Genomic DNA, 22,254 nt, shown 5'->3' on the forward strand with positions numbered 1-22,254 from the left:
TAATCTAATGATGAAAAAGAAAAAATTGCTTATTACCGCACTTTCCTCTGTGGTTCTGCTCTGCGCTGCAATCGGCGGCGGTACCTATGCGTTATTCACCAGCTCTGCCAAAAATACGGGGAACACGTTTGCTTCCGGTACGTTGTCTCTCAGCACTCACCGTAACGATGTCCCGGTAGAAGGGCCGATGTTCTATACCAATGATTCCGATGCCGGCCGTATGGGAACGGGATTATGGGCGCCGAAGGATAGCCACACCCGTGCCATGCTGATCAAGAATACCGGATCACTGGATGCCAAATTGACGGATCTTGTGGCTCTTCCGGAAGGAACAGCCGACCAGAAGACTGCTGCACTGGCCTTCGGGGAGCAAGCGGTAGTAACTGTAGCTGCCCTGGCAACACCGGGAGGCGTAACGCTTAATGCCGATGCGCTCAATAAAGTGAATGAAGCTGCAGATCAGCTGTTCAAATCCCTGATCAACGGTCCGAACTTCGCAAAGGCGCTGGCGCGCAGCGGACAGGAAGCATTTGCAATTGTCAGAGAAGCCGCACTTGACTGGACTTATCGTGTAGATAACAACGGCCAGACGGTTGAGGTTAGCGTATCCGACGCTTATGTCGGCTCACTTAAGGATCTGTACAACGGCGGCGCGGGTAAGGATGCGAATCTGCCGAACTTGATCCTTCCGGCTAAAAAAACCATGCACCTGGCCTATAATGTAACTTTCATTGATGATACCGGCCTCGCCTTCGATAATGACGCGATTCAAGGAAAAGTCGTAAACTTCACCTTCAAAAACACGTTTGAGCAGGTGAAGAATAACTAGAATTAAGGTATAACCGCATAAGAGCGTCACCCCCGGCCTGATCAACCGGAGGTGACGCTCTTTTCATCGAGGATAACACGGGGCTCCATGCCTAAGGCAGTTTCTCCCCCCGTGAGCTTATATACAGCTCATACCATTCCTTGCGGGACAGCTCCACCTTGTCCGCTCCCGCGCAGGCAGCGATCCTCTTGGGATTCACGGTGCCGATTACCGGCTGGATAGCTGCAGGGTGGGTCATCAGCCATGATAATACTATGGCTTCAGGTGTAGTGTTCTTCTGTTCCGCGAGCGAGCTGACGAGTGCTGCTGTTTGCACTACATTCTCCGGCTGGCCCTCAAGGGAGCGCCCGCTGAAGCTGCCCTGAGCCAGCGGCCCCCAGGCCTGAAGCTGGATATTCTCCATGCGGCAGTATTCAACCGTGCCTTCAGGGAAGGTGATGTCCTTCCAGGGCTCGCGGTTCACGCTGACCATCGCATCAAGCCAGCTGATTTTGGCCAGGCTCATATGCAGCTGGTTCACAATAAACGGCTCGTCGCAATAATGCTGTAGCAGTCTGATCTGGGCTGCGCTCATGTTGGAAACGCCGAAATGGCGGACTTTACCCGCTTTTTTCAGCTGACGCAGTGCTTCTGCAATTTCCTCCGGGTCCATCAGCGGATCGGGCCGGTGCAGCAGCAGGATATCAAGATATTCTGTACCGAGGCGGGATAACGTACCATCAACGCTCCTCAGGATATGCTCCCCGGAGATATCGAAGGTGTTGCTGGTATCCCCCGGTTCAATGAGCCTGATGCCGCATTTGGACTGAATGATGATCTCCTCGCGCAGTCCCGGCCGGTCCTTGAAGATTTGTCCGAATACCTTCTCCGCCTTGCCGCGGGTGTAGATATCGGCATGGTCAAAAAAGTTGATGCCAATGGACAAAGCGGCTTCAACCGCTTCATGCCCCTGGCTGATATTTTCTGCGGTCAGCGGCTCGTGATCCCAGCCTCCGCCGAGTCCCATGCAGCCCAGGGCAATGCGGCTGGCGGGAATTCCCCGTGCATTAAGTGGCAGCGTTTTCAGCAAAAATGATCCCTCCGTCACAAATGGAATTACAGCTCAGGGAATATTGTACACCTTCAGAAGCCGGTATGGTACTTTTTGTCACTTGAGGAGCGGTGTTTAGTGCCTTCCTTGTCCTTTTCCTCCTGCTGCTCCAGCGTAAGGTCCTCAACAGGAATCGGATCGACATGCTGCTCACTTTCATGCAGGTCAAACAGGCTGGGCTGGTCTGTCGGGTATTGCTCAGGATGGTCACGGTCGTCCCCTTGCAGCTTGTTGTCCTTGATTTGTTCTTTATCCTTATCCATAGTCATTCCCTCGCTCTCCTGAATTTGCAGTTTGCACGTTAATACACGCATTCAGATGTTATTAAACAGCAAAGAGGCCCGTCAGGGCCTCTTCATCCAAAATACGTCCTATAGTGACAATGGTGTTCCAAAGTCATTCAATTTGCGTGCCGTAACATCCGAATACAGCCTCTTCAGCCACTTCAGCTCGGTAAGGCTGTGCTCATACCGGCCGTACATCAGGTGCAGTGCGGAACGGGGAACCACTGAGATATGCTCCTCATATACCTGATAGGCATAATTAACCTGGTGCTCGATCTCGCGGATGCGCTCTTCCAGCACCTTTTCCACTTTATCCTGGTCGATATAGCGTGAAAGCGCCAGAGCCATGTATAAGGGGTGGAAGACCAGCTCGACCTTCTTGATCTGCTGAAGAATCAGCTGCTCGAACAGGGACTTACCCTTGGCGGTGATCCGGTAGATGGTCTTGTCGGGACGGTCATTGCTGCGGATGATCTCCACAGCTTCGATATGCTCCTCCTGCGCAAGCTTGTCAACAGCGTAGTAGAGCGAGCCCATCTGCAGCTTCATCATCTGGTCGTACATGCGCTCCTTCATGATGAGGGTGATCTCATAAGGGTGCATGTCTTTTTCCTGCAGCAGGCCGAGGATAGCGATCTTCATCGACATCGCGGGTTACCCCCGATCACTGGAGGGCTGTGCTGTCTTTGGTTTAAGCGTGAGCCGGTCGCCCGGCATAAGCAGTACAAACACTACGCCAAGCGCTGCCGGAATGAGCGCCCACAGGAAGGTGTGAGAGATGGAGTCCGACAAAGCGCCTGTAATCTTATCCAGTACGGCTGCGGGAATATTGGCTCTTGCTTCCGGAGTAAGAGCTGCCTGCGGATTGCCGAAGGAAGCAGCCTGCTCACTGTTGCCGAAGGCGCTGCCCAGGCTGTCCGTGAAGCTGTTGCGCTGGATAATCCCGAAGATGGTAATCCCGAGCGTCATGCCGAGCGAGCGCATGAAGGTGCTGGTGGATGTCGCTGAACCGCGCTGGCGCATGTCAAAATGATGAATCGATGACATGCTGAGCACGGAGAAGGAGAAGCCGACACCGAAGCCGGTCAGCAGCATGAAGAGATTAAGCATCAGCCGCGAAGTATCCGGCGACAAGGTGCTCAGGCAGAAGACTCCTGCCAGGAAGCAGGCTGCCGACAGCAGCATGATATTGCGGAAGCTGGTTCTGGTGGTGAGCAGACCGCCGGTCTGGCTGCCCAGCACAGTGCCGATCATCATCGGCATCAGGATCAGCCCGGAGTTGGTCGCCGAGCCGCCGTTAACGCCCTGTACAAAGATCGGAATATAGACAGTGGCCACAATAAAGGTGGAGCCATAGAAGAGCCCGATCACACTGCTGGTCGCAAACAGGCGTTTGCCGAACATAGCGAACGAAATAACCGGTTCTGCCGCGTAACGTTCAATAAAGATGAAGGCAATCAGCAGAACGGCGAAGCCGGCGAACAGGCCGAGAATCGTTGCAGAATCCCAGGCATACTGGCTGCCGCCCAGCTCGAGTGCGAACATCAGGCAGATGATGGAGCCGACAAGCGTAAACGCGCCGCCCCAGTCAATCCGCTGCTTGGCATGAGAGATAGATTCCTTGTAGAACATCGTAATCAGTACAAAGGCCACAATGCCGATCGGCAGATTGATATAGAACACCCACTGCCAGCTTAAGTAATCGGTAATGTAAGCGCCCAGAAGCGGGCCGATTACGCTGGAGATGCCGAAGACGGCGCCGAAGAGACCGGTTAGCTTCCCTCTTTTTTCAGGCGGATAAATATCGAACACGATTGTAAAAGCAATTGGCATCAGCGCACCGCCGCCAACCCCCTGGATAGCCCGGTAAATGCTGAGCTGGGTGATGCTGGTTGCCGTACCGCACAGGGCAGAGCCCGCGAGGAAGACGATGAGGCCGAAGATGAAGAACCGTTTACGCCCGTACATATCCGACAGCTTACCGAAGATCGGGGTGCCGGCCATAACCATGACCATGTACGCAGAGGTGACCCAGACAATTTTATCGAGGCCGCCAAGCTCGGATACAATGGTGCCCATAGCCGAAGCTACAATGGTATTGTCCATTGCGGACATCAGAATACCAAGCAGCAGGCCGACGACTACAAGCTTCAAGTTGCTTTCTTTAGTATGCATGCTTCGCAGACTCCTTTTCGTTCAATGTAGAAACAGACCTTATTATATTCAAATTTGAATAGGGTAGCAACCATTATTTTTAGGGCATTTAGTAGAGAGTATAGACTTATTGGCAGGGATGTATGCGGGAGCGGCAGAGGCAGAGCTGTCAGCACAAAATAACCCCACAAAGTGGAGCTTTTTCAGGGAGACTGACTCAGATACTTTGCGTGAACCCCGAAATCTACTTTTTAATAAGTCAAAAAAAGCCGGCCGGAGGAGGCGATGTGCTACATCGCCTCATTTCCGTGCCGGGGCTCTCTGGATTCAATATAGTTAATAAAAAGCTCCGTAAGCTCAGGGTCGAACTGGCTTCCGGCGCAGGCGCGCAGCTCAATGACCGCTTCTTCAAACGATTTGGTCGGCTGGTACGGCCTTTCTGTGGTCATTGCATCGAATGAATCGATGATGGTCAGCATCCGGCAGAGGCGGGGAATCTCCTCGCCCTTGAATCCGTAAGGATAACCTTTACCGTCATAGCGTTCATGGTGCAGCTCGATATAAGGGGCCAGCTCCTTGAACTTGTCGTTGGTGAGCGCCATTTTTTTGCCCCAGGTGACATGCCATTTCACCATCTCCCATTCCTCGGGCGCAAGCTTGTCTGTCTTGTTGAGGATGTTCCAGGGTATCTCCAGCTTACCGATGTCATGAATAAGCGCACCGAGCGTGAAATTTCTTTTGGATATAGCATCCATGTCGAGTATTTCGCTGATATCCATCGCATAACGGAAGACGCGCTTGGAGTGGCGGAAGGTCTCCATATCCTTGTACATGAACAGGTTGAGCTGCTGCTCGATATCCCGCACATCCTGGCTGAAATCCAGCTCCTGTTCCAGCGGCGAATGTTCTCCGTAAGTGTGCACTGTGTTCTTGCCCTGGCGTTTGGAGTAGTAGAGCGCCTGATCGGCATGGTCGACGAGCTGTGATTTGTCGTGGAGGTCGCTGCTGCTGGCAGCAATACCGGCAGAAAAGGCGAGGCAGCCGAGCGGAAAAATCTCAACGCCGTCGAAGCGGCTGTTATTGAGCTTTTTGCGCAGCTCGTCAATGAAGGCGCGGGCCTGGAGGCTGTCGTAGCCGGGCATGAGCAGCGTGAATTCCTCACCGCCGTAACGGGCAGCAATGGTGCCGGACTTCCGGGACTCTGTCTTCAGCAGCTCTCCGACAAAAGAGATCAGCTTGTCTCCCTGAAGATGCCCGAAGTGATCATTATATTTTTTGAAGTCGTCAAGGTCGATCATGGCCAGCGACAAAGACGTGCCCGAGGACCTTGATTTCTGAATTTCCTGTTCCAGCACCTCCTCGAAGTAGCTGTGATTAAACAAGCCGGTCCGCTGGTCAGTGTTGGCCCGTTCCTCGATGCTGCGGTACATGGAGAACAGCTTTTTGAAGGATTGGCAGAGCAGAACCGCCAGACACATATAGAGCAGCAGTCCGAGAACCTGATTGTGGTAGACCAGCACAGTCAATACGAGGGAAAGCACTAAAGTGCACAGATAGACGAATACCGAATCCTTTATCATTCCTTTGATAGTCTCGTAAAGTGTAGCTCTATATAAAATATAATAGTACAGGACGACAAGCAGGGTGTTGGATGCAAAATAAACGGTCAACACAAGGAGATAGTTGAATAATTGGGTGTTAATGAGCGCACCGGGGTTTCCTCCGAGGTACTGGAACAGAGCAGCTGATACAGTGATCATAATGCAGTAGATGGAGAAATTAGTCAGGTGCTTCCACCAGCGCGTGCCCCGGTCGATAATGGTGAAGAAAATGCAGTTCAACAGCAGCACGGTCAGGGTGAAAGCGGGTCCGAAAATAAAAATGCAGGCGAGATAAACCGAAGAATCCATCGACTGCTCATTGCCTTCCGGGGGAAGCTGGATCATAAAGAAGTTGAGGACAAGACAGGCGCTGGTCATTGCATAAACCCAGACCCAGGTGGATGTGGAGTAGTGCAGGAACTCAAAGCGGTTCGTATATGAAAAAAGTCCCATGCCAATCAGGCAGACGGACAGAGCATACATGTGGCCTGAATCCAACGTTGCAGCAAAAGATTTAAGTTTAGACATGAGGACCCCTCTTTACATTATCAAAATATTCCTTTGTACATAATAATAGTTTTAGGAACAAATGAATAGCGTAATGTAAAGAAACAGGCGGAAATACCCGCCTGCTTCGCATGAATACTATTATAGTCCGCCAATCTTATAGCCCGAAGTCAAAGCGATAACTACTGAAGCTACGATAATAGAGTTGATCGCAAGACGGGAATATTTGATGCCTTCCAGTTTCTTTTTCACAGTGTAACCCTCCCTTCCTGGAGTCAATTAGCGGCTTATCCCTGCACATCGGGCTGAGGATTCCGGGTTGTGGCGGCAGGTGTCATAAGGTTGACTATGAACAGAAAAATGCCGAGGTTCATCACTACATCACCAATGCTGATCGCCTGCGTACGCGGATAAGGGCTGGACAGCGGGATAATGTCGCCCAGAAAGGCAAGGCGGGTCGAGGCATCAAGCAAATAATGCTTGGTCACTGCATCACCGCTTCTCAGCATCTCCAGGTAGACCGGGTCCAGTACGGATGCCGCCTCGTAAGATACCGGCATCCTCCCTCCGTTGACAAGCATAACCAGAAAGTTCAGGAATACGCCTATCATAATCAGCCAGAATCCTTTGTTGTACCGGTTCAACCATAAAAAAATCAGCCCCACCACATACACAGCGATATAAATATATCCGCTGGCTGCGGCTACAGTGGACGACCGCTCCTGAATATAAAACATAAAAAATTGGAATACCAGCAGCAGAGGGAAGATCCAGCCTGACCTCAGCCGGATATTGCTGAACTGGACAAGGCCGTGCTTCAAACCGCCTCTGAACAAGCCGACAATCAAACCGATAATAATGCCATCGTAAACCATTAAGCCTACCTGCCTCTGAGTAAAATATGTAAAAATTTACTGTACTTCTGGATAGTTCGCTGACATTAAATAAAAATCCTTTTTTTGTGCATAAAAAATCTTCTCGACATACCCCTTGGGGGTATGCTAAACTGAATTTGCAGCCAGGATACGGGGAGGTATGTAGATGGCACCTAAGGAAGAGAAGCAGTCTCCTGCAGCCTGCGACAGCAGCTGTCATACACCGGGTGAACGCAAGAGCCATCATTCAGAGGAGTTCAAGAATGGACTGGCTACCCGTCTTAACCGGATTGAAGGGCAGATCCGCGGAATCAAGGGCATGATTGAGCGCGATACGTATTGTGATGATGTGCTTAATCAGCTGGCAGCTGTACAGGCTGCGCTTGGCGGAGTCGGAAAGCTGCTGCTCGAAGGGCATATGCGCAGCTGTATTGTGGAGCGGATCGAGGCCGGAGAGCATGAGGTTATCGACGAGCTGCTGATTACGGTCAACAAGCTCATGAAATAGGGCATAACAGGTTAATTGCCGCAACAACATTATATAGGAGGGTTTGCCATGTCAAACGTAACTTTAACTGTAGAAGGAATGTCCTGCGGACACTGCGTCAGTGCTGTAGAGAAAGCGGTAAGCGGTCTGGGTGCTGCTGCCAAAGTGGATCTGCAGGCCAAGAAAGTGGCAGTGGAGTATGACGAGAGCAAAGTAAGCCTGAACGCTATTAAAGAAGCCATCGAGGATCAGGGATACGACGTGGTGTAAGCCGGATTCCGGCAATAAAGGCCTGGAGCAGGGACCTGTAAGAAGGTCTGGTGGCATCCATGCCTTTTATTTAAATATAAGAATCTATATGTTGTACGTCATAAATAATCCTTCTATTTCTCGCAGAAACGGTTACCGCCTTCTCTGAAGGACGGCATAGCCGTTTCTACTTTTTCAAAGTTTTATACCCTTGGGGGGTATATGGAGGTGTTTGGCAAATGGAAAAGAGTTCTGAAGCGGGACTGCAGCAGGCTACGCTGCAGATTACAGGCATGACCTGCTCCGCCTGCGCAGCCCGGATTGAGAAGGGGCTGTCCCGGATGGAGGGGGTATCGAAGGCCAATGTAAATCTTGCGCTGGAGCAGGCAACGGTGGGGTTCGATCCTGCGGTTGCCGCTCTGCCGCAGATAGAGGAGAAAATCCGTTCCCTTGGCTACGATACGATCAAGGAATCGGCGGATTTTGATATCACGGGCATGACCTGCGCTGCCTGCTCGGCCAGAATCGAGAAGGTGCTTGGCCGGATGCCCGGGATTGCATCGGTGAATGTGAATCTGGCACTGGAAACGGCGCATGTGGAATACTCGCCGGGCAATATCAGCACGGCGGATATTATGGAGAAAGTCAGCAGCATCGGCTACAAAGCATCACTGAAACAGGATCGTAGGGAGACAGCGGATCAGCGAGGCCAGGAGATTGTACGCAAGCGGAATAAGTGGATCCTTTCAGCGATTCTGTCCTTTCCGCTGCTGTGGGCAATGGTCGGCCACTTTAGCTTTACCTCATGGATTCCGGCTCCTGATCTGCTGATGAATCCCTGGTTTCAGCTTGTGCTCGCCACGCCAGTGCAGTTCATTATCGGCTGGCAGTTCTACGTAAGTGCCTATAAGGCGCTGAAGAACGGCAGCGCGAATATGGATGTGCTTGTTGCTCTGGGCACCTCTGCAGCTTATTTTTACAGCTTGTATCTGACCATAGATTCGCTCGGGATGAGCGGAATGCACCACTCTGTCGATATGTATTATGAAACTAGCGCTGTCCTGATCACGCTGATTCTGGTGGGCAAATGGTTTGAGGCGCTGGCCAAGGGCCGCTCCTCGGATGCGATCCGCAGCCTGATGGGGCTGCAGGCCAAAACGGCACTGGTTATCCGCGGCGGTAACGAAATCAGCATTTCTATAGAAGAAGTTATTCCCGGCGACATTGTACTGGTGAAGCCGGGCACGAAGATTCCAGTGGACGGCCAGGTGCTGGAAGGCCTCTCATCCGTGGATGAATCCATGCTGACAGGGGAGAGCATCCCGGTGGAGAAGAAGCCGGGTGACTCTGTCATTGGAGCCACAGTTAACAAGAACGGAATGCTGAAGATTGAAGCCCGCAAGGTAGGCCGCGATACCGCCCTGGCGCAGATCATCCGGGTGGTGGAAGAAGCTCAGGGGTCCAAGGCGCCGATCCAGCGGATTGCCGATGTTATTTCCGGTATTTTTGTACCGATTGTTGTCGCTATAGCGGTTCTGACCTTCTTTATCTGGTACCTCTGGGGGGCACCCGGACAGTTTGCCGATGCACTGGAAAAAGCGATTGCCGTGCTCGTCATTGCCTGCCCTTGTGCCCTTGGGCTGGCAACGCCGACCTCGATCATGGCCGGCTCGGGCCGGGCGGCCGAATTCGGGATATTGTTCAAGGGCGGTGAGCATCTTGAGGCTGCGCAGGATATCCGGACCGTTGTGCTGGATAAGACCGGCACAGTCACCAGCGGGAAGCCTGTGCTTACAGATATTCTGACCACGACCGGAATTCCGGCTCACGGCAAGGAGCTGGCGGAGAACCGGCTGCTGGCGGTTACTGCGGCAGCCGAGAAGCTCTCGGAGCATCCGCTTGCCGAGGCTATCGTGGCCGGAGCCGCCGCGCGCGGCCTGGCGCTGCCGGCGGCAGAGCAATTCCAGGCTGTACCGGGCAGGGGTATTTCGGCGGTAGTTGACGGAGTGGCTGTTCTGGTTGGAACCCGCCGGATGATGGAGGAAAGCGGGGCGGATACAGGCCCGTGGAGCCAGCTGATGAGGAAGCTGGAGCAGGAGGGCAAGACAGCGATGCTGGTATCTGTGGACGGCGGCATCGCGGGAATCGTAGCTGTGGCCGATACGATCAAGGACACTTCGAAGGCAGCCGTAGCCAGACTTCATGAGATGGGCATTGAGGTCGTCATGATTACCGGCGACAACAAGCTGACTGCCGAAGCTATCGCACAGCAGGCCGGCATCCGCACCGTACTGGCGGAGGTGCTGCCCGAAGGCAAGGCGGCAGAAATCCGCAGGCTGCAGAGCAGCGGAGTCAAGGTGGCAATGGTCGGCGACGGGATCAATGACGCTCCGGCGCTGGCTACAGCCGATACCGGGATGGCCATCGGCACTGGTACGGACGTTGCGATGGAAGCGGCGGATATTACGCTTATGCGCGGCGATCTGATGAGTATTCCCGATGCCATACTGATGAGCCGCAAGACGATGCGCAATATCAAGCAAAATTTGTTCTGGGCGCTCGCTTACAATACAATTGGGATACCGATAGCCGCACTGGGCTTTCTGGCGCCGTGGCTCGCAGGAGCGGCAATGGCTTTCAGCTCCGTGTCGGTTGTACTCAATGCGCTGCGGCTGCAGCGGGTGAAGCTGTAGCCGGCGGAAGGAATAAGGAGCGATAACAATGAGTGATGATCAAAAGATTGCGGCAGGCGGTCCGGACAACGAGACCCTATCGCTGTTAATGAAGCATGCCTCGGTCCGCCAGTACCTGGACACCCCTGTAAGTGAGGAGCAGCTTGCCGCCATTATCGGCGCGGCGCAAATGGCCTCCACTTCCAGCAATGTGCAGGCTTACAGCGTGATTGCTGTTACTGACACTGCACTAAAGGCGAAGCTCTCCGCGTACTCCGGTAATCAGGCTTATATTGAGCAATGCCCGGTGTTTCTGGTGTGGTGCGCCGATCTCTACCGGCTGAAGGAAACCGTACGCCCGCATCTGGGCGATGCAGAGACCTACGAAGACACGACTGAGAACCTGATCGTCGCCACCGTTGATGTTGCTCTGGCAGCACAGAATGCGGCGGTTGCTGCAGAGTCCCTGGGGCTCGGTGTTGTCTACATCGGCGGGATCCGCAACAACAGCGCCGCCGTATCCGGGCTGCTCGGCCTGCCTGAGCTGGTCTATCCTGTATTCGGCATGTGCCTGGGCACTCCGGCCGGAGAAGCCGGCCTGCGTCCGCGCCTGCCGTTATCTGCAGTGCTGCATTACAACGGCTATGACAAGGAGAAAACGGCAGACCAGGTTGAAATCTACGACAAGGTAAGCAGTGATTACATGCATAAGCGGACCGGCGGACAGAGCAGCACCCCGTGGTCGGCTATGATGGCCAAGCGGCTTGCCGAGCCTGCACGCCTGCATATGAAAGACTATTTGCAGGAGAAGGGCTTCATGAAGCGGTAGGCCGCTGCGGTATCCAAGCGGATTACCTTAGAGTTCGCAGGGGTGGGCGGAACTGCATTAAAAAAAGCATGGTATACCGGTGATGCCGGGGACCATGCTTTTTTTGTGCCGCCGGCGGGTGAGGTGGAAACAGACGGGGAGGCGCAGTGGGGAGCTGTGAGAATACAGTCGGGATGTAAGGAACTGCATTGAAGGGGAAAGTAACTTTGACTAAATAGTAGTAATTAGCAGTGATAATACAATAAATAAACCCGCTCACTGTAGCCTATAGCAACTAGCCGTGCGAAATGAAAGGCAAAAATGCCTTTGATTCGAGCCAAAGTGGCCCGGCGCGCGAAATGAAAGGCAAAAATGCCTTTGATTCGAGCCAAGGGGGCTTGGTGCGCGAAATGAAAGGCAAAAATGCCTTTGATTCGAGCCAAAGTGGCCCGGCGCGCGAAATGAAAGGCAAAAATGCCTTTGATTCGGGCCAAGGGGGCTTGGTGCGCGAAATGAAAGGCAAAAATGCCTTTGATTCGAGCCAAGGGGGCTTGATGCGCGAAATGAAAGGCAAAAATGCTCTTGATTCGGGCCAAGGGGGCTTGGTGCGCGAAATGAAAGGCAAAAATGCTCTTGATTCGGGCCAAGGGGGCTTGGCGCGCGAAATGAAAGGCAAAAATGCTCTTGATTCGGGCCAATTGGCTTGCAGCTGCCTGACTCTATTGCCCTTTCCACCAAAGGTGACAATTGTCAACTCAATTCAGTGACAGTCCTTACTAATGTCATCTCTCAGCCTTCTGTACTATAAATGTATGAAGATTAAGGACACAGGGGGAACAGAGATGGAGCACGTAATTGAGATGGAGCGGGTCAGTAAGGTTTACCACGGCAAGAAGGCAGTGGACAGCATCAGCTTCAGTATCGGCAAGGGAACGGTGACAGCGATCCTGGGGCCGAACGGTGCAGGTAAAACAACAATGCTGGCAATGCTGCTGGGCCTGGCCGAGCCGACAGAGGGACGGATCAGCGTGTTCGGCCTGCCGCCCAAGCATAAGGCAGTGAGAGGAAGAACCGGAGCGATGCTGCAGGAGGTAAGTGTGATGGACCGGCTGAAGGTGCATGAGCTGATTTCGCTGACCCGCAGCTACTACGCGCAGCCGATGGCCATAGATGCCTTGTATAAGGCAACGGGACTGGTGCAGTCAGACCTGAAGCGGTACGCGGAGAAGCTGTCCGGCGGGCAAAAGCGCAGCCTCGGTTTTGCCCTGGCGCTGGCCGGCGACCCGGATCTGCTGTTTCTGGACGAGCCGACAGTGGGGATGGATGTGGCGGCCCGGCGGAAGTTCTGGGAGACGGTGCGCGGGCTGGCCGCCGGGGGCAAGACGATCCTGTTCACCACACATTATCTGCAGGAAGCAGAGGATATAGCGGACCGGATTCTGCTGTTCAGCAGGGGAACACTGGTAGCCGACGGCACTCCGGATGAAATGAAATCGCGGTTAACCCGCAGCTCACTTTCCTTCTTGCCGGCGGGAGACGCCTCCAAACTGCTGATACAGCTTCGGCAGCTTCCCTCTATTAATGAAATCAGCGATAAGGACGGACGGATTTATGTAATGACAGAGAGTACGGACGAAGCGCTTCGGGATATTTTTACAGGGGGACTGGAAGTTAAAGATGTAAGAATTGATCAGGGGCGGCTGGATGCGGCATTTGAACAATTAACCGGAAACCCGGGAGAGGCGGAGCAGCAATGAAGAAGAACCTGTTGATGAACCAGTGCAAGGCGGAGCTGCTCCGGATTATACGCAATCCGTATTATGTGTTCTGGTCGCTGCTGATGCCGATCCTGTTCTATTTTATTTTTACCAAAGTAGTGAATACGGGGACTGATGATGTTAAGCAGTGGCAGACGCATTATCTGATGTCGATGTCGGCGTTCAGCGTAATGGGCTCGTCGATTATGACGCTGGGCATCCGGCTGGTGCAGGAACGGACGCAGGGCTGGAATACGTTTATGCGGATTACACCGCTGCCGGCTTCAATCTATTTTCTCGGAAAAATGTTCGGCCAGACCATTATGCATCTGTTCTCGGTATTGTGTATTTTTACGGCAGGTTATCTGATCAACGGGGTATCGCTCAGCGCGGCAGAATGGCTGTTCAGCGGACTGTGGATTATACTTGGCGCCCTGCCGTTTATGGCGCTGGGAACACTGGTCGGACTGATGAAGCGGGTGGATACAGCGAGCGGGGTCAGTAATATGCTGTATATGGTGCTGGCGCTGGCGGGCGGGATGTGGATGCCGCTGGAGATTTTGCCTAAGGCAGTGCAAAGAATCGGGCATTGGCTGCCCTCCTATAATTACGGGGACGGGGCGTGGAGACTGGTGCAGGGAGGTCATCCGCAGTGGGGCGGAGTACTGATTTTGCTCGGATATCTGGCAATCTTTATGCTACTATCGGTATATATCCGGAAAAAACAGGAAGCGGTGTAGCGGACAATGGCACGAAAAAAGTTTTATATGTTCCCGCAAAGGTTCGGGGCATTCCCTTATGTATGGCTGCTGTATCTGCTGATGCCGGCGTTCTATCTGCAGACCGAGCACGGATGGAAGCTGGCGCTGGGCGTCTGTATGCTGGTGCTGTTCGCCGTGACATACCAACAGCTGTATTGGGCAGGCAGCGGGAAAGCTTTTCATCTGTGGCTGGGGCTGCAGCTGCTGCTGATTGTCGTGCTGAGTGTATTTTATACACCTTATAATTTTTACCTTGGTTTTTATGCTGCCAATTTTGTTGGCTGGTACACTGACAAAAAGCTGTTCAGGCTCGCTTACGCCGTATTTGCCCTGTCCATACTGGTCCCGCTGCTGATAGCTGTACAGGGAATGGAACTGGAGAATCTGGTATTCCTGGTACCCTTCCTGCTGATTATGCTGGTGTTTCCCTTTGGGATCCGCTCCCTGAGCAGCAACCGGTTGCTGGAGCGCAAGCTGGATCAGGCCAATGAAGTAATTAAGGAAATGGTCAAACGCGAGGAACGGATGCGGATTGCCCGCGACCTGCATGACACGATGGGCCATACGCTATCGCTGATCACTTTGAAAAGCCAGCTCGTCGAAAAGTTGGCCGCCAAAGACCCTGAGCGCGCCCAGGCGGAAGCCCGCGAGATTCAGCGCACCTCCCGCGCCGCACTGCGCCAGGTGCGGGAGCTGGTATCGGAGATGCGCGCCGTTTCAGTGGCTGAGGAGCTGGCCGAAGCAGGAGAGATGCTGCGGTCCGCTGAGATTGCCCTGGATGTGGAAGGCGATGTATCCCTGGAAGGGGTTTCTGACCTGTCGCAGAATATCCTGAGCCTCTGCATTAAAGAGGCGGTAACCAACATCGTGAAGCACAGCGGAGCCGACCGGTGTAGAATCACAGTTGAGATGCCCGCAGGCAAAGTGCGGATCTCTATTGAGGATAACGGAACCGGATTGCGGCAGGCCGGCAGCCCCGGCGGGGAGCACCGTGCAGGCAACGGGCTGAAGGGAATGGCGGAGCGCCTGTCCCTGATCGAAGGCAGTGTGACGCTTAACGCAGGGGAACGTAAAGGAACAGTCTTGACCGTCGTTATCCCGAGAATTGTGAAGGAAGGAGTGACTGCATAATGATACGCGTTGTTATTGCTGAGGATCAGCGGCTGCTACGCGGAGCGATGGCTTCGCTGCTGGACCTTGAGGACGATATTGAGGTCGCGGGGGAGGCTGGTGACGGTGCAGAAGCACTGGCTCTAGTAGAGAGTGTTCAGCCTGACATCTGCCTCATGGATATTGAAATGCCGCTGATGAGCGGATTGGAGGTTGCAGAAATCCTCAAAGCTCGCAAGGCCCCGGCCAAAATCATTATTCTGACCACCTTCGCCCGCCCCGGTTATTTTGAGCGCGGCGTGAAGGCCGGGATCCAGGGCTATCTGCTGAAGGACGAGCCGGTAGACAAGCTGGCTGGGGCCATCCGCCGGGTGATGCAGGGCCACCGCGAGGTTTCACCCGAGCTGGTCTTCGGCAGCCTGCGCGAGGAGAATCCGCTGTCGGAGCGCGAGCGGGAAATTCTGAAGCTGGCCGGTGCAGGCCAGTCGGCAGGCGAGATTGCCAGTGGCCTGCACCTGTCCTACGGCACCGTCCGCAATTACATCTCGGAAATCCTCGGCAAGCTGGAGGTCAAAAGCCGGATCGAGGCGGTGCGGCTGGCGGAGGAGAAGGGCTGGATTTAGCCGCTCCAGGTGATCCGTGTTTGCTGCCGAATGCTACTCTCCTGCCGTTTTTCCGGAAGGAATGGGTGAATGTAATTCCTGCAGTAGAACTGATTGTTGCCGTATCCGCTATTATGGTAGTACTGGATCACTTCGACCACCTGCGCGCCTGCACATGAAGGACTATCTGCAGGAGAAGGGCTTCATGAAGCGGTAACCGCTGCGGTTTCAGGGCGGACTCCTGCCGGGATCGCAGGATTTGTTAAAAAGCATGGTACACCGGTGTTGCCGGGGACCATGCTTTTTTTGTGCCGCCGGCGGGTGAGGTTATGGAAATATGTTACAATAATTAAAAGGAGATGATAATCATGTCTAATTTTTTTAACCCAGGTCCTCCAAACTCGACTGATCCTGGCGGTCATAAAGCTAACCATGACGTTAACGCTGAAAAATATCACAATGAGGGTCCTCCGGGTTTTTGGAGGCAGGTTACTGATCTTTTGATTGCAGTAGGGATTCTAGCCGTTATCATTCTCATTATAATGTGGATATAAAAAAATCCCTGCCCTCCTGTTTGCACAGGTAGGCAGGGATTTTCAGTATTAAAAAGTTGCATGATCGCACCGTTGCAGCCCCGAAGTCCGGCTCTCCGGCTACTTCCTGTCCTTGGCCTGCTCCTCCCGCATCCACTGTGACAGCTGGCGCTTGAGCAGCAGGAATTCAGGCGTATCGGTAATTTCCTCGCGGCGCGGCCGCGGAAACGGAACATCCACGGTATGGAGAATCGAGCCGGGCCGGCCGGAAAAGACATAAATCCGGCTGGAGAGCAGCAGCGCTTCTTCAATGTTGTGGGTGATGAACAGCACGGAGCGGCGGTTCTCCTCCCACAGCTCCAGCAGCCAGCGCTGCATGTCGCTGCGCGTCAGCGCATCGAGCGCGCTGAACGGCTCGTCGAGCAGCATCAGCTCCTGCGGAGCGAGCAGGGCGCGCAGAAAAGCGGCCCGCTGCTGCATACCGCCGGACAGCATGTGCGGGTACGCCTGCTCGAAGCCGCCGAGCCCGACCCGGCCGAGCCAGCGGCGGGCGTTCTCCCGGGCGGCGGCCTGCGGCTCGCCCTTCAGCTCACCGGCCAGCAGGACGTTGTCCAGGGTGCTGCGCCATGGAAAGAGCGCGGGCTGCTGCGGCATGTAGCTGATCTCGCCGCGCTTCCCGGTAACGGTGCGGCCGTTCATGCTCACTGTTCCGGTATCCGGGGCCTCCAGGCCGCCGATGATGTGGAACAGGGTGCTTTTGCCGCAGCCCGACGGGCCGAGGATGGAGACGAACTCCTGCGGCCGGACGGTGAGAGAGACGTCATTCAGCACACGGGTCTCCTTGCGGCCGCGGCCGAACGTCTTCGAGATGCCGCTGACCTCAAGCGCCGGAGGCAGATTCTGCGCGGCGTTGCGGTCTGCGGCCTCAGTGCCGGCAGCCGCAGAATCTTGAGCATTGGCAGCCCCGCTCCGGTGGCCAGTAGGAGTGAAAGGGTCCGTTGATTCAACGTTCTCTGTTTGATGAGACATACAGCATTAACCTCCTTTCCAGTTGAGCTTGTCGTCTGTTGCAAATTATACGTTATATAGACCACAATCAGCGGCGTATGTACTCCTATTTGCATGTGTAAGCAGGCGGCTGCCTGGTATTAGTGGGAAAAACGCCAACTAAATTCTCTGAATCGGGCCTATTCCGATTTCCGCGGCTTCCAGCGGACCAGCCATCTCTCCGCCAGGGCAATGATGGCGAACAGCACCAGACTTAGTAACACAATAATGACGATGGCGACAAACACGTTATCGGTGCGGTAAGCCGATTTCTGCAGCAGCATGTAATAGCCCAACCCCTTGTCGGCGCCGATCCATTCGGCGACAACAGCGCCCATTACGGCGTAGGTGGCGGAGATTTTGACGCCGGAGAACAGGGCGGGCAGGGAACCGGGCAGCTCCAGCTTGGTAAAGATCTGCCACTTGCCCGCCCCCGCCATCTTCATATAGTTCATCATCGTACGGTCGCTTTGCGCAAGTCCCCCCATAGCGGCGACTGCCACCGGGAAGAAGCAGACAAGCGTGATCAGTACAATCTTGGGCAGCAGGCCGAAGCCGAACCAGATGACCAGCAGCGGCGCGAGTGCGATCGATGGCACATTCTGGCTGAGAATCAGCAGCGGATACAGCGCCCGCTTCAGCCAGGGCAGCAGATGCAGCAGCAGGGCTACAATCAGACCGGTGCCTGTGCCGATCGGGAAGCCGATCAGGGTAAGGCGCAGAGTAGCTGCGGTATGCGACCAGATGCTGGCGGCATTATCTGCAGAAGTCCGGGCAATCGCCCCTGGTCCAGGAAGAATCCAGGCCTCAATCCCGAATACGGATACGGACAGCTGCCAGATCCCTATAAACAAGACGACCGCCACTAAGGGCGGCCAAATCTGCTTGAAGTACGGTCTCACCGGTATTTCTCCGTCAGCTTGTCCATGCTGATGCCGTTTGGATTGTGGGCGATTTTGATCTGGGAAATGACGCTAGGGCTGCCGGCTGTAACCAGCGCCTCATGCATCTGGCGGACAACCTCCAGCAGCTCGGTGATCTCGCCCTCCATGGTTGTTTCCAGCGGGTTCACCTGGTGCTTCACGCCGGATTGCTGAATCACTTCAATCGCTTTGTCTACGTAAGGAATGGAGTCCTCACCGTTTGGTGTCTTAGGAATAACCTGAATGCTAAGCAGTGTATTTGCCACAATAATCAATCCTCTCAGTGTATTAGATCATCTGTTTGCTTCTTCAAATTAAGCTGTGCTTACTCTGCAGGCAAAAATTCGTTGGTGAATGTGCTGTCCACATCCAGCGGCTGATCCAGCAGCTTCAGGCCGTACATCCAGTCGGAATAGTTCTGCCAGACTTCAGCCTTTTGCTCACCCCAGCGGGCAGCATCGTCCGTATATTTCGGGCTCAGCCATTTCTGGCTGGCCAGGACAAGCTCAGGATCAAGATCAGGCACAGCCTTGGTCAGGATGGCGGCGGCTTCCTCCGGCTGGTCGATGGCGTACTGATATCCTTTCGACGTGGCTTTTAGGAACGCCTTCACCAGCTCGGGCTGCTCGGCAATAACGTTTTCGCTGGTTGTAAGAATAGGGGTGTAGTAGTCAAGCTGCGGCGCGTAATCCTTGAGGTAGAGCATATCCAGCGGCTCCCCGCGCAGCTCGGCTTCAATACCGGTCCAGGCGTAGAAGATCCAGGCAAAGTCAATATCGCGCTTCACGGCGGTAAAATAGTCGGCTTCCCCGATATTCACCAGCTTCACCTTCTTCACATCGCCGCCTTCCGGGTCCATGATGGCTTTCATGGCTGCCTCTTCAGCCGGTGAGCCCCAGCCTCCGTAGGTCTTGCCTTCAAAATCCTTGGGTGATGTGATGTTGCGGTCCTTCGGTGCAGCAAATCCGGAGGTATTATGCTGAATGACGGCGGCAATGGATACAAGCGGCACACCCTGCAGACGGGCCAGCGTCAACGCCTCCTGGGCACTGACGCCAAACGCGGCCTCGCCCGAGGTCACCATTGTATCGGCTCCGGCCGCTCCCGGCTGGACAATCTCCACATCAAGGCCCTCTTCCTCGTAATAGCCCAGCTCCTTGGCCGCGTACAGGCCGGTGTGGTTGGTGTTCGGCGTCCAGTCGAGCGCAACCTTGATCTTCGTCAGTGCTGCCGGCGCCGCAGCAGTTGCTTCCGCAGCCGGTGCCGGGGAGGCATTACCTCCGTTACCGCCGTTTGTTCCGTTTGCTCCGTTGTTGCTGCCGCATCCGGCAATCGCCAGACTCAGAATGCAGGCGAGAGAGAGCAGTTTGCCTTTTTTGATTCCCATTTCGCTTGGTTCACTCCTTCCAGCAATCCCTAGTCTTCCAGTTTCTAAATCTGATATGCAAAAAAGCGCCCCGAAGATCGGGACGCCAGTCATTTGCGCAAGGTTGCAGGCTCCGGCCGCGGGGGACCGGGAAGCAGTTATGAATTCCTACGCTGGCATTATCCAGATCAGGTATAAGGGTCAGTATCTTAAAGGGATACACTCTCAGCCGGCCAATTCCAGCCCCCCTGGTTCTATGAAGTTTATCGGGTATTGCTTATTCTACGGTGTATTATAGACGCCCCGCCGGGGGTTGTCCAGTAGCAATCTCCCTACTCCCTGGAGTAATACCGCTTTCTGCGGCGGCTGCGGATCCCGTTCCACAGCTCTTTCAATGTCAGGAGGATGCTGACGGCAATCCCTGTAAACGTAAGGAAGAGCGCCAGATATTCAAATGGGGAATAGCCCGTCATTTTGCTCCAGTCAATCGGGGCCTTCAGGTCCTCAATGACCTGATTCATTCCGTAAATGCCGCTGACCACCGTGAACACGGTAAGGATCATCAGCAGCGTATCCCGGCGTTTGGCCTGAAACTTGTCCTGGTACTGGAACAGGTCATCCAGCGTCATCTTCACTTCGTCGAATAAGGCATCATTGCCGTAAACCTTTCGCAGCTGGAAAAAAATCTCCCGGCCCTGCGACTGCGAAATCAGCTCCATAAAGTAGAATTTGGCCGAAAATTTATTGATCAGGAAGATCAGATTTTCAATTTCATCGTAGTCACGGTTGATGCGCAGACGGGAGTGCAGATTGGACAGCTTCAGCAGAACGATTTTATGAAAAATACTAAGCAGCAGCCCGTAATAATATTCGCCGTACATCTGGTTGATCAGCTTGGTGGCGATTTCGGGCTTGGCTCTGCTGAGGCAGCAGAAGGTCTGCTCATTGGTCATATAATAGCTGTCCGGCCCCCAGCGGTTGTAGGAATGCTCCTGGCAATAGTCTCTGATATAGTCCGGGTCGCTTGCACTCATATAAGGACTGCCGTCTCCGTCCAGCCCGTCCAGCTGGGAGGCACGGAATCTCAGTCCGATATCCAGCTCATCTTCGTCATCGTCAGGAACAAAGCCGTAAAAGGCCTGAACCATCATTCTTTCATCGACAAAAAAGGGCAGCGTCTCAAAATAAGCCCCGTCAAGCTCCGACTGGTCCAGAAACGGCCTCAGGCTGGGCACAAGATTTTCAAATAGAAAATCCTCCACCAGTTCAAAGGACTTCCGGCCACATTGGATAGAGGTTCCTTTATCCTCAAGAGTGGCATCCTCCAGCGTGCGGAAGCGGTCGGCGAATTCCAGCGCCACACTGTACGGGAGCGGAGTATCCTCAAGCCGGGTCCGGATAGTCAGAAAGCCAACCTGAAACGGACAGAGAAAAATATCTGTCGAGAGTATCCGGAAGGGAATGGACCGGCCGGGCATATTAAGCGTGCTCGCCAGATTGTTAACCTTGGAGAAGCGACGGAAGGAATCCTTATCCTTTTCACGCGGAAACAGCACATGGGCTGCGAAGGGAAGGTAGCTGCGCTCCATTTTTTCATGCGACACACAGTATCCTTCTCCGTAATAGGCATCCTCAAGCTCTTTGTTGTCCAGAAAAAAGCGCGTGAAGCCGTCCTGCTTAAGCTGCCGGATCAGCTTGTCATCCTCACCGTTTTGAATGGAGAAAGGAAAAATAAACTGCAGCAGCGCAGTATGTAACACCGGTTCGGGGGATTCAGCCAAAAGCTTAGTCATACACAGGTTCCACCTTATTTTTCAGAATATCAGTATGGTGTAGTATTACCCTAACCGGCAGGCAGCAACGCTAAGCCATACCCTCACAGCGGGATCTGTTCATGGATTTGTCCCGGATTCAATGTGAATGAAGGGGGTACACTATAGTAGGCACAATTTTTATGATAAATCCAAATTGCGAATGCGGATATATAAAATGTGTATCTGCGTGATTTCTGAAAGGAGCTATTTCGTCCATGAATAACAATGAGCTGGAGCAGACTATCCTCAAGGCGCTGGATGACAACAAGTTCGGGTCCTTCGGCACGATCGAAGCCGGCAACAAACCAAAGGTGCGTTATATGGCGGTATTTCATGACGGACTGAATATTTATCTGGCTACCAATCGCAAAACGCATAAGGTAGAAGAGCTGCAGGAGAACCCGAATGCTTTTCTGCTGCTTGGATATGAACAGGGCGGCGGCAGGGATGTGCTGGAGATTGAAGCCAGAGCCTCCGTCACCAAAGATGACAGCCTGCGCTCCAAGGTCTGGAACAAGTCGCTGGAGGAGTGGTTCAAGGGACCGGATGATCCGGATTATGTTATCCTGGAGCTTACGCCTACACGCATTGAGTATATGGGCAAAAACAAAGAGCATGGCGTCTGGCAGCCTGGTGCTACTGCAGGGAAATAACAGATTTCCGGGCAGCGTATCAGACTGAGCAGCCGGCAAAAAATACAGCCACCCGCGGACTCCGGTTCCGCAGGTGGCTTTTTAGGATGCACCGGCAGCCAGAATCAGACTTTAACCTGCAAAAAAAGGGTA

At 53.9% G+C, this 22,254-nt stretch carries 23 protein-coding genes and 1 riboswitch; of the genes, 12 read left to right on the plus strand and 11 right to left on the minus strand.

From position 1 onward, the window contains the following. Positions 1-7: 7 nt before the first annotated feature. The gene (locus AC4G46_RS01750) at positions 8-829 is read left to right on the plus strand and encodes a TasA family protein (RefSeq protein WP_491126417.1); all 822 of its coding nucleotides are present in this window, start codon (positions 8-10) and stop codon (positions 827-829) included. A 91-nt stretch (positions 830-920) separates the two neighbouring features. On the opposite strand, the gene AC4G46_RS01755 is transcribed toward AC4G46_RS01750, so the two are convergent. From AC4G46_RS01755 to AC4G46_RS01780, 6 genes are all read right to left on the minus strand, one after another. Further along, on the minus strand, positions 921-1,898 hold the full coding sequence (locus tag AC4G46_RS01755; RefSeq protein WP_491126418.1) for an aldo/keto reductase: 978 nt from the start codon (positions 1,896-1,898) through the stop codon (positions 921-923). Between the two features lie 53 nt (positions 1,899-1,951). After that, a complete protein-coding gene (locus AC4G46_RS01760; RefSeq protein WP_491126419.1) occupies positions 1,952-2,188 on the minus strand; it encodes a YczO family protein in 237 nt (78 codons plus the stop codon). Between the two features lie 102 nt (positions 2,189-2,290). Then, a complete protein-coding gene (locus AC4G46_RS01765) occupies positions 2,291-2,851 on the minus strand; it encodes a PadR family transcriptional regulator (RefSeq protein WP_491126420.1) in 561 nt (186 codons plus the stop codon). Positions 2,852-2,857: 6 nt separating this feature from the next. Next, positions 2,858-4,378 carry an MDR family MFS transporter gene (locus AC4G46_RS01770; protein WP_491126421.1) on the minus strand — a complete coding sequence of 507 codons (1,521 nt, stop codon included), beginning with the start codon at positions 4,376-4,378 and terminating at the stop codon, positions 2,858-2,860. A gap of 269 nt (positions 4,379-4,647) precedes the next feature. Further along, a complete protein-coding gene (locus tag AC4G46_RS01775) occupies positions 4,648-6,486 on the minus strand; it encodes a bifunctional diguanylate cyclase/phosphohydrolase (RefSeq protein ID WP_491126422.1) in 1,839 nt (612 codons plus the stop codon). A gap of 266 nt (positions 6,487-6,752) precedes the next feature. Next, positions 6,753-7,340: a DUF5317 domain-containing protein gene (locus tag AC4G46_RS01780; RefSeq protein ID WP_491126423.1), complete on the minus strand. Its 588-nt coding sequence runs from the start codon at positions 7,338-7,340 to the stop codon at positions 6,753-6,755. Positions 7,341-7,506: 166 nt separating this feature from the next. Here AC4G46_RS01780 and AC4G46_RS01785 point away from each other — a divergent pair, with 166 nt between their 5' ends. The 10 genes from AC4G46_RS01785 (at position 7,507) to AC4G46_RS01830 (ending at position 15,965) form a co-directional block, all read left to right on the plus strand. Next, positions 7,507-7,848 carry a metal-sensitive transcriptional regulator gene (locus tag AC4G46_RS01785; protein WP_090713395.1) on the plus strand — a complete coding sequence of 114 codons (342 nt, stop codon included), beginning with the start codon at positions 7,507-7,509 and terminating at the stop codon, positions 7,846-7,848. A 48-nt stretch (positions 7,849-7,896) separates the two neighbouring features. After that, positions 7,897-8,097: a copper chaperone CopZ gene (copZ, locus tag AC4G46_RS01790; RefSeq protein ID WP_068723633.1), complete on the plus strand. Its 201-nt coding sequence runs from the start codon at positions 7,897-7,899 to the stop codon at positions 8,095-8,097. Between the two features lie 218 nt (positions 8,098-8,315). Then, on the plus strand, positions 8,316-10,769 hold the full coding sequence (locus tag AC4G46_RS01795) for a heavy metal translocating P-type ATPase (RefSeq protein WP_491126424.1): 2,454 nt from the start codon (positions 8,316-8,318) through the stop codon (positions 10,767-10,769). A gap of 28 nt (positions 10,770-10,797) precedes the next feature. Beyond that, positions 10,798-11,577: an oxygen-insensitive NADPH nitroreductase gene (gene nfsA, locus AC4G46_RS01800; RefSeq protein WP_491126425.1), complete on the plus strand. Its 780-nt coding sequence runs from the start codon at positions 10,798-10,800 to the stop codon at positions 11,575-11,577. 287 nt (positions 11,578-11,864) lie between these two features. After that, positions 11,865-12,323 carry a hypothetical protein gene (locus AC4G46_RS01805; RefSeq protein ID WP_491126426.1) on the plus strand — a complete coding sequence of 153 codons (459 nt, stop codon included), beginning with the start codon at positions 11,865-11,867 and terminating at the stop codon, positions 12,321-12,323. A gap of 75 nt (positions 12,324-12,398) precedes the next feature. Beyond that, positions 12,399-13,313, plus strand: coding sequence for an ABC transporter ATP-binding protein (locus tag AC4G46_RS01810; RefSeq protein WP_491126427.1), 915 nt, complete (start codon positions 12,399-12,401; stop codon positions 13,311-13,313). Then, on the plus strand, positions 13,310-14,053 hold the full coding sequence (locus AC4G46_RS01815; protein ID WP_491126428.1) for an ABC transporter permease: 744 nt from the start codon (positions 13,310-13,312) through the stop codon (positions 14,051-14,053). Before AC4G46_RS01810 ends, AC4G46_RS01815 begins: the two co-directional genes overlap by 4 nt. Before the next feature lie 6 nt (positions 14,054-14,059). After that, positions 14,060-15,205 (plus strand): sensor histidine kinase, encoded by a 1,146-nt coding sequence (locus AC4G46_RS01820; RefSeq protein WP_491126429.1) that lies wholly within the window; start codon positions 14,060-14,062, stop codon positions 15,203-15,205. Next, positions 15,205-15,807, plus strand: coding sequence for a response regulator transcription factor (locus AC4G46_RS01825; protein ID WP_491126430.1), 603 nt, complete (start codon positions 15,205-15,207; stop codon positions 15,805-15,807). The genes AC4G46_RS01820 and AC4G46_RS01825 overlap by 1 nt, the downstream gene beginning before the upstream one ends. A gap of 20 nt (positions 15,808-15,827) precedes the next feature. Continuing rightward, complete coding sequence (locus tag AC4G46_RS01830) at positions 15,828-15,965, plus strand: hypothetical protein (protein WP_491126431.1); 138 nt, start codon at positions 15,828-15,830, stop codon at positions 15,963-15,965. 474 nt (positions 15,966-16,439) lie between these two features. On the opposite strand, the gene AC4G46_RS01835 is transcribed toward AC4G46_RS01830, so the two are convergent. From AC4G46_RS01835 to AC4G46_RS01855, 5 genes are all read right to left on the minus strand, one after another. Next, entirely contained in the window at positions 16,440-17,348 is a 909-nt protein-coding gene (locus AC4G46_RS01835; protein WP_491126432.1) for an ABC transporter ATP-binding protein, read from the minus strand. Between the two features lie 158 nt (positions 17,349-17,506). Further along, positions 17,507-18,268, minus strand: coding sequence for an ABC transporter permease (locus AC4G46_RS01840; RefSeq protein ID WP_491126433.1), 762 nt, complete (start codon positions 18,266-18,268; stop codon positions 17,507-17,509). After that, the gene (locus AC4G46_RS01845; RefSeq protein ID WP_491126434.1) at positions 18,265-18,555 is read right to left on the minus strand and encodes a thiamine-binding protein; all 291 of its coding nucleotides are present in this window, start codon (positions 18,553-18,555) and stop codon (positions 18,265-18,267) included. Before AC4G46_RS01845 ends, AC4G46_RS01840 begins: the two co-directional genes overlap by 4 nt. A gap of 59 nt (positions 18,556-18,614) precedes the next feature. Continuing rightward, entirely contained in the window at positions 18,615-19,676 is a 1,062-nt protein-coding gene (locus AC4G46_RS01850; protein ID WP_491126435.1) for an ABC transporter substrate-binding protein, read from the minus strand. A gap of 129 nt (positions 19,677-19,805) precedes the next feature. Continuing rightward, positions 19,806-19,915: riboswitch (TPP riboswitch) on the minus strand. Between the two features lie 72 nt (positions 19,916-19,987). Next, positions 19,988-21,448 (minus strand): hypothetical protein, encoded by a 1,461-nt coding sequence (locus AC4G46_RS01855; RefSeq protein ID WP_491126436.1) that lies wholly within the window; start codon positions 21,446-21,448, stop codon positions 19,988-19,990. A gap of 236 nt (positions 21,449-21,684) precedes the next feature. Here AC4G46_RS01855 and AC4G46_RS01860 point away from each other — a divergent pair, with 236 nt between their 5' ends. After that, positions 21,685-22,122, plus strand: coding sequence for a pyridoxamine 5'-phosphate oxidase family protein (locus tag AC4G46_RS01860; protein ID WP_068723645.1), 438 nt, complete (start codon positions 21,685-21,687; stop codon positions 22,120-22,122). Positions 22,123-22,254 lie beyond the last annotated feature (132 nt).

This window comes from Paenibacillus sp. fava2, assembly GCF_058313675.1.

Bases quoted from the DNA above. Each gene is read 5' to 3' on its own strand.
- AC4G46_RS01760 (WP_491126419.1), bottom strand. From the start codon at position 2,188: ATGACTATGGATAAGGATAAAGAACAAATCAAGGACAACAAGCTGCAA.
- AC4G46_RS01810 (WP_491126427.1), top strand. From the start codon at position 12,399: ATGGAGCACGTAATTGAGATGGAGCGGGTCAGTAAGGTTTACCACGGC.
- AC4G46_RS01850 (WP_491126435.1), bottom strand. From the start codon at position 19,676: ATGGGAATCAAAAAAGGCAAACTGCTCTCTCTCGCCTGCATTCTGAGT.
- AC4G46_RS01795 (WP_491126424.1), top strand. From the start codon at position 8,316: ATGGAAAAGAGTTCTGAAGCGGGACTGCAGCAGGCTACGCTGCAGATT.
- AC4G46_RS01825 (WP_491126430.1), top strand. From the start codon at position 15,205: ATGATACGCGTTGTTATTGCTGAGGATCAGCGGCTGCTACGCGGAGCG.
- AC4G46_RS01770 (WP_491126421.1), bottom strand. From the start codon at position 4,378: ATGCATACTAAAGAAAGCAACTTGAAGCTTGTAGTCGTCGGCCTGCTG.
- AC4G46_RS01855 (WP_491126436.1), bottom strand. From the start codon at position 21,448: ATGACTAAGCTTTTGGCTGAATCCCCCGAACCGGTGTTACATACTGCG.
- AC4G46_RS01775 (WP_491126422.1), bottom strand. From the start codon at position 6,486: ATGTCTAAACTTAAATCTTTTGCTGCAACGTTGGATTCAGGCCACATG.
- AC4G46_RS01860 (WP_068723645.1), top strand. From the start codon at position 21,685: ATGAATAACAATGAGCTGGAGCAGACTATCCTCAAGGCGCTGGATGAC.
- AC4G46_RS01765 (WP_491126420.1), bottom strand. From the start codon at position 2,851: ATGTCGATGAAGATCGCTATCCTCGGCCTGCTGCAGGAAAAAGACATG.
- AC4G46_RS01815 (WP_491126428.1), top strand. From the start codon at position 13,310: ATGAAGAAGAACCTGTTGATGAACCAGTGCAAGGCGGAGCTGCTCCGG.
- AC4G46_RS01820 (WP_491126429.1), top strand. From the start codon at position 14,060: ATGGCACGAAAAAAGTTTTATATGTTCCCGCAAAGGTTCGGGGCATTC.
- AC4G46_RS01835 (WP_491126432.1), bottom strand. From the start codon at position 17,348: ATGTCTCATCAAACAGAGAACGTTGAATCAACGGACCCTTTCACTCCT.
- AC4G46_RS01785 (WP_090713395.1), top strand. From the start codon at position 7,507: ATGGCACCTAAGGAAGAGAAGCAGTCTCCTGCAGCCTGCGACAGCAGC.
- copZ (WP_068723633.1), top strand. From the start codon at position 7,897: ATGTCAAACGTAACTTTAACTGTAGAAGGAATGTCCTGCGGACACTGC.
- AC4G46_RS01780 (WP_491126423.1), bottom strand. From the start codon at position 7,340: ATGGTTTACGATGGCATTATTATCGGTTTGATTGTCGGCTTGTTCAGA.
- AC4G46_RS01805 (WP_491126426.1), top strand. From the start codon at position 11,865: ATGAAAGGCAAAAATGCCTTTGATTCGAGCCAAAGTGGCCCGGCGCGC.
- AC4G46_RS01750 (WP_491126417.1), top strand. From the start codon at position 8: ATGATGAAAAAGAAAAAATTGCTTATTACCGCACTTTCCTCTGTGGTT.
- nfsA (WP_491126425.1), top strand. From the start codon at position 10,798: ATGAGTGATGATCAAAAGATTGCGGCAGGCGGTCCGGACAACGAGACC.